This window comes from Bacillota bacterium (genome assembly GCA_024655925.1).
In the GTDB taxonomy this organism is placed as follows: Bacteria; Bacillota; DTU025; order DTU025; family JANLFS01; genus JANLFS01.
Genome location: JANLFS010000017.1, coordinates 11,894 through 17,693 on the forward strand (window position 1 = coordinate 11,894; position 5,800 = coordinate 17,693).

Sequence of the window (5,800 nt, forward strand, 5' to 3'; positions counted from 1 at the left end):
CGACCGGTACGGCTCCGTCATAGCGGATCTCGATGCGCGCTACCTCGAGGTGTCCGAGCCGGTTCTCGAGAGGTGGGTGCGGGACATCTTCCTGTCTGAGGATAAATCGGGGGTGCATGACTTCCGTAGGCCGGAGGCGAAAGAGAAGCTCTTCGCGCAGAAGGAGTCCGACTGGCTTCCCTTCGGATACACCCGTGACTACCTCGACCGAATGAGATCTCAGTCGTTCTGGGACGAGGAGTACGCAAAGGTGCACTACTACAACAAGAGGATCGCGGAACTCAGGCGACCACTGACCCAGAGTTGATACAGTGGGCGGAGCGTGTTCGCTCCGCCCTTCCGTCCACACTGTTCACCGGACTGCGCGGGGAAACCGTGCTCGGAGAACGATGCTCACCTAGTCAGAGTGAATCTCCCGCCTTGGTAGATACCTACTTGGAACCCTTTGATACTGAAGATCACCCTCATACTCTCCTGCGGCACACCTGGGAAGAACCTGGTGAGCCAGGTCATCGGAGCAGCGGCAGCCTCCTCGAAAGCGGCCGCAATCTCTGAGTCCGACACGGTGAAGTTGGTTCCAGCGATGTACACATCCCACGTCGGCTGGGTCAGCGTATCCACGAAAAGGTCCACCGACGTGGGCCCCAGAAAGCATCGGACGCTCTGCCGCATGAGCTTAGTGGTAAGGGCCCCCGGGCAGTTGTAATAGGCCGTGAGCCGGACCGCGGCGAATTCCGCCACGGACAGGTTGGCAGGCTGGTTGAAGGAGTCGGGAAGGTATGGGTAAACGGCCGCGCCGGCTAGCCCCGCCAGGGCGAGCGCCACGGCGACAGCTGCAAGCACGGCAACCGAAGTCCGGATCCAGGCCGAATTCCAGTTCATGTAGAGCCCTCCATCATCAGTATCTCAGTGAAGTCCCACCGGGCGACTGGCGACAGGTGCGGACTCAGTGTTTAGCCAACTTGACCTGCGATCCTTTCGGCGACACGGGTCCTCTGGGCCGGGGTCGCGAATGCGGCCTCAAGAGCATTGTGGTTCGTCACGCCGAACTGACCCGGGTCTACACCCCACACCTGCCGGGCGAGCCGGTATTCGTGCGACAGGGTTATGCCGGAGATGCCCGGGTCGTCTGTGTTCAGGGTGACCCGCACCCCAGCCTCCATGAGTCGCATGAGAGGGTGAGCCTCGATCGAAGGCACCACCCTGGTGTGAACATTGCTCGTAGGACAGACCTCCAACACTGTTCCACGTTCCACAAGAAGCGCCAGGGTCGCCCCATCTTCGACGGCTCGTATCCCATGGCCCACACGTGTCGCCCCAAGTTCCGACACAGCGATTCTCACAGACTCAGGTCCTTCTGATTCCCCTGCATGCACCGTGACGCCTAGCCCGCTGGACCGTGCCCAGGCGAGTGGGCGAATGTACTCGCGAAGCCCCACCTGTCTTGTGTCAGCCGCGATGTCGATGCCTCTGACGCCTGAGTCCATGTAGTCCCGGGCCAGGCGGACCGTTTCCCATCCTGCTCTCTCCCCCTCAGGCTGGGGAATGATGAGGATGAAGGAGACATCGATCCCCGGCGGAGTCTCGCGGGCTCCCTCCAGCACCGCCTCAACCACTCGGGCCGGGCTGAGGCCGGTGAGCCCCTGGACGAAGATGGGGGCAAAACGCAGCTCTGCGTAGACTATGCCGTCCGACGCGCAGTCTTCGATAGCTTCCCGAGTGATGCGGGAGAGGTCAGCCTCCGAGGCAATGCACGGCATGAAGAACTCGAACTTGGCGAGGAAGTCGAGAAATGACTTGTCCCCAGGCCCTATCTGGATCCGGGGGGCTATGTCGTCAACAGACAAGTCCCAGAACATGCCGCGGTTCTTCCGAAACAGATCCAGAATGGTCGACGGCCGGATCGCCCCTTCCAGGTGTCGGTGTAGTTCCACTTTGGGCATCCGCGAAAAATCATCACTGCTAGCCATCGCGTGCGCCGCCTCCCCGATCACCGGGACGATGCCCGGTACCTGCCGATCCCCAAGTACTTGCCGATGTTCGCAGACTCATCTACGAAAGGTTCGATAGATGGGCCGGCAGAAGTCATGATAGTTGCGACGCCGGGCCCATGCCCTGCCAGCAGGCAATCTGAGTGAACCACGACCCCGATGCTGATCGCCCCACGGCGATAACTCCTTCCGAAGAGGTTGTCGCAGTCGTCGAGGGCGACGAGGTCACCGAATCTGAGCCTATCCAGGCCCAGTTCCGCGATTTCCGCTCTGTCGGTAGTGGTTATGTCGTAGTCCCCCGACGCAGTGTCCGGCTCACCAATCCCTGAACCCATCAGCCTGGCCGGAACCCTGGCAGCAACGGGCACCCTCAGCTTTCCACCGGATTCGGCAACACCCATGCGGTCCAGGAGATCAGGATCGAGGTTGTACACCCTCACCTCGGGGTAGTCGAGAAGCCTGAGACCTTGGCCGTACCCGCGGATCAAGATCTTGTCGTCTATCGCGAGCTTATCCAGGGCATCATCGTCGAAGTCTATCAGAACGTGCTCGATCCCCCCGTGATGCCCAGTGACGACGCCTTCGGCGTCCTTGGCGTCTCCGCTCACCACGCGCGCCTTGTTGCCGATGCACGCCAGGACATTGTACCCAGTATTCTTGGAATCAGACCGCTTATCATAGTCGGCTGCGGTCGACACTCCCGGTTCTATGTGGTCCCCGGCCCAGCCAAAAGCCCTATCTCCGACGCGCACGTTGTAGGTGATCCCGCCCACCCCGGGCAACACGAACGGCACACCGTCGGCGCCGATTCGGAATGCCTGCTTGCGCACGTGCGGCGCAACCACACCTTGCAGCGAGATCATGACGAGGTCGTCTCTGTTGGTGAGAAGCAACCTAATACCACCCCTTCATCTCGATTACGCCGGGTAACGTTATTCACCCACCGCCCGCGGGATTCCTGCTGAGGTGGCGTCGGGCTGAGCCACGTCGGAGCGGATTGTAAACAGGCCCCTCGATTCCTGCCTCCCGACACCCGGGCCCGAAATATGCGCTTCGCAGGCATTCCACCGAGATCGCGCGAGAATATGATGGACCTGAAAGCGTGTATACCCCAGGGAGGAAGGAAAATGCAGAGTCAAGACATGCCAGTCCCGGAGATGCCGGGATACATGCCGATGAGGCTGGCGCGCGCCTACGTACCGCCGCAAGTCTACACCACCAGGTGGGACCCGGCGGAGGGGCTGAGGCGCGGGACGATATTCCCCGAGCTTTACATGCCCTATATGCAGGACTATGCACCGCCAGTTCGGCCGTGGGAGGCGACATGACAATGAACCCGGGTACCATGGACCCCGTGAAGAAGCAGTTGCTCGACTGCCTCCAGGCCCTCGAGTTTGCCGCCATCGAGCTAAACTTGTACCTGGATACGCACCCGGAGGACACACGGGCACTCGCGGATTACAACCAGATAGCCGCGGCTCTGATACGGACACGCGCCGCGTACGAGCAGGCGTACGGGCCTCTGCTGAATTACGGGCAGTCGCTGTCGCACAACCGGTGGGCGTGGCTCGACGAACCGTGGCCCTGGGAAACCCAGGGTTAGGAGGGAGCACGGACGATGTGGGTTTATGAGAAGAAGTTGGAGTACCCGGTCAGGGTAAGCGGGCCCAATCCGAGGCTTGCGAAGAACATTATCACCCAATACGGCGGTCCTGACGGTGAGTTGGCCGCATCGCTGAGGTACCTTACTCAAAGGTATAGCATGCCGACGTCGCGGTCCAAGGCGGTTCTTACCGACATCGGCACCGAGGAACTCGCCCACATGGAAATCGTCGCCGCCCTTGTCTACAATCTTGTAAAGGATGCACCGCTCGAGCAGATAAAGGCGGCTGGGATGGATGGGTACTATGCCGACCACGACCGCGCACTGTACTTCGTAAACGCTGAAGGAGTGCCGTGGACAGCCGCGTACATTCAATCCAAGGGAGACCCAATAACGGACATCCACGAGAATATGGCTGCGGAGCAAAAGGCGCGCTCCACCTACGAGTGGCTGATCAACTTGTCAGACGATCCTTGCGCAACTGACGTCCTCCGGTTCCTGAGGGAGCGCGAGGTTGTGCACTTTCAGAGGTTCGGAGAGACCCTCGATCACTTGCATGAGTGCCTCGACGGGAGGAAGCTCTGGTAGGCGGGAAGCCCCTGCTGACGAACTCACATGATGAACAAGCCGTCCACACGCTGTGGGCGGCTTGACTCGTCCTGGAGGGTATGCTATTTTGGGGGTGCTGTTGCGCCTTTCCACAATTTGTAGGAGGGATTGCTTTGGCCCAGGACACATTCGGAATCGGACAGGCGGGAATCATCAACCCCGGCCCAGTCCGCCGTAATCTCTCAGTGGCCAACCTGGTCGAAAGAGCGCTCGCAAGAGGCGAAGGCGTGCTGAGCTCCACGGGGGCACTGTGCGTGAGGACCGGTAAGTACACAGGGAGATCCCCCAACGACAAGTTCGTAGTGGATGAGCCAGAGAACCACGATCTGATAGCGTGGGGACCTGTGAACAAGCCTATGTCGGAGGAGAACTTCCGCAGGCTCAAGGCCCGCCTTCAGGCGTACCTACAGAACCGAGAGATCTTCATATTCGACGGCTTCGTAGGAGCCGATCCCCTTTTTCGGCTTCCGATTCGGTTCATAAACGAGCTCGCGTGGCAGAACATATTCGTCCACCAGCTGTTCATCAGGCCCACTCCTCAGGAGCTGGCATCCCACACTCCCGGGTTCACTGTCATATGCGCACCCGGGTTCCTCGCAGTGCCTGAGCTTGAGGGGACGAACTCCGAGGCCGCAGTGGTCCTGAATTTCCAGGAGAGACTGGTCTTGATCGCGGGATCGCAGTACGCAGGAGAGATGAAGAAGTCCATCTTCACTGTGATGAACTTCCTCCTGCCGCTCTCGGGCGTTCTGTCCATGCACTGCTCGGCAAACATCGGTGAGGACGGCGCCACGGCCCTGTTTTTCGGCCTCTCTGGGACAGGTAAGACCACGCTCTCGGCCGATCCCGCCCGTCGCCTGATCGGTGACGACGAGCATGGGTGGACGGACGAAGGGGTCTTCAATTTCGAAGGTGGGTGTTACGCCAAGTGCATCAACCTCTCGAGGGAGCGCGAGCCCCAGATATGGGAGGCGATCAAGTTCGGGTCGGTCATCGAGAATGTCGTGCTCGACGAGGCCACCAGGGAACCGGACTACACCAGTGACGCCATAACCGAGAACACCCGGGCGGCCTACCCGGTTCACTACATACCCAATGCGGCAATACCAGGGGTTGGAGGCCACCCATCCGCAGTCGTCTTCTTGACCGCTGACGCTTTCGGCGTTATGCCGCCCATCTCGAAACTGGAACCAGCCCAGGCCATGTACCACTTCCTCTCTGGATACACGAGCAAGCTCGCCGGTACAGAACGTGGGATCATCGAACCCGAGGCGACCTTCTCCACCTGCTTTGGCGCGCCGTTCCTCCCGCTCCCAGGCATGAAGTACGCCACTATGCTCGGCGAAAGGCTCGAAAAGCACGGCTCACAGGTGTACCTCATCAACACTGGATGGTCTGGAGGGCCATACGGCGTGGGCAAGAGGATAGACCTTGCGTATACCAGGGCAATGGTCAACGCGGCTCTCGACGGGAGACTGAAGGACGTCCCGTTCAGGCTCGACCCGGTCTTCAACGTGCTGGTGCCCGAGAGTTGCCCCGGAGTCCCTTCCGAGGTTCTCAATCCGCGGAACACATGGGCTGACCCGAGAGCCTACGA

The 5,800-nt window shown here is 60.3% G+C and carries 8 protein-coding genes; 5 read left to right on the forward strand and 3 right to left on the reverse strand.

Features of this window, described 5'->3' with window-relative positions; genetic code table 11:
• Positions 1-307: pyridoxal-5'-phosphate-dependent protein subunit beta (locus NUW23_04130; protein ID MCR4425364.1), on the forward strand; the 307-nt coding region annotated here is incomplete at its 5' end.
• 86 nt (positions 308-393) lie between these two features.
• On the opposite strand, the gene NUW23_04135 is transcribed toward NUW23_04130, so the two are convergent.
• The 3 genes from NUW23_04135 to NUW23_04145 form a co-directional block, all read right to left on the reverse strand.
• Entirely contained in the window at positions 394-882 is a 489-nt protein-coding gene (locus NUW23_04135) for a hypothetical protein (protein MCR4425365.1), read from the reverse strand.
• Positions 883-953: 71 nt separating this feature from the next.
• Positions 954-1,970, reverse strand: a complete 1,017-nt coding sequence (add, locus tag NUW23_04140) for an adenosine deaminase (GenBank protein MCR4425366.1) — start codon at positions 1,968-1,970, stop codon at positions 954-956.
• A gap of 20 nt (positions 1,971-1,990) precedes the next feature.
• Positions 1,991-2,884: a DUF4438 domain-containing protein gene (locus NUW23_04145; protein ID MCR4425367.1), complete on the reverse strand. Its 894-nt coding sequence runs from the start codon at positions 2,882-2,884 to the stop codon at positions 1,991-1,993.
• 234 nt (positions 2,885-3,118) lie between these two features.
• On the opposite strand from NUW23_04145, the gene NUW23_04150 reads away from it, so the two are divergent.
• The 4 genes from NUW23_04150 to pckA form a co-directional block, all read left to right on the forward strand.
• Positions 3,119-3,319 (forward strand): spore coat associated protein CotJA, encoded by a 201-nt coding sequence (locus NUW23_04150; protein ID MCR4425368.1) that lies wholly within the window; start codon positions 3,119-3,121, stop codon positions 3,317-3,319.
• Positions 3,320-3,336: 17 nt separating this feature from the next.
• Positions 3,337-3,594 carry a spore coat protein CotJB gene (locus NUW23_04155; protein ID MCR4425369.1) on the forward strand — a complete coding sequence of 86 codons (258 nt, stop codon included), beginning with the start codon at positions 3,337-3,339 and terminating at the stop codon, positions 3,592-3,594.
• A 15-nt stretch (positions 3,595-3,609) separates the two neighbouring features.
• Positions 3,610-4,182, forward strand: coding sequence for a manganese catalase family protein (locus NUW23_04160; GenBank protein MCR4425370.1), 573 nt, complete (start codon positions 3,610-3,612; stop codon positions 4,180-4,182).
• A gap of 155 nt (positions 4,183-4,337) precedes the next feature.
• Positions 4,338-5,800, forward strand: a 1,463-nt coding sequence (gene pckA / locus NUW23_04165; protein ID MCR4425371.1) for a phosphoenolpyruvate carboxykinase (ATP), incomplete at its 3' end; no start/stop codon positions are given.

What these genes read in the sequence shown, in the direction of transcription:
- NUW23_04135 (MCR4425365.1), bottom strand. Translation starts at nt 882, where the DNA reads ATGAACTGGAATTCGGCCTGGATCCGGACTTCGGTTGCCGTGCTTGCA.
- add (MCR4425366.1), bottom strand. Translation starts at nt 1,970, where the DNA reads ATGGCTAGCAGTGATGATTTTTCGCGGATGCCCAAAGTGGAACTACAC.
- NUW23_04150 (MCR4425368.1), top strand. Translation starts at nt 3,119, where the DNA reads ATGCAGAGTCAAGACATGCCAGTCCCGGAGATGCCGGGATACATGCCG.
- NUW23_04155 (MCR4425369.1), top strand. Translation starts at nt 3,337, where the DNA reads ATGGACCCCGTGAAGAAGCAGTTGCTCGACTGCCTCCAGGCCCTCGAG.
- NUW23_04160 (MCR4425370.1), top strand. Translation starts at nt 3,610, where the DNA reads ATGTGGGTTTATGAGAAGAAGTTGGAGTACCCGGTCAGGGTAAGCGGG.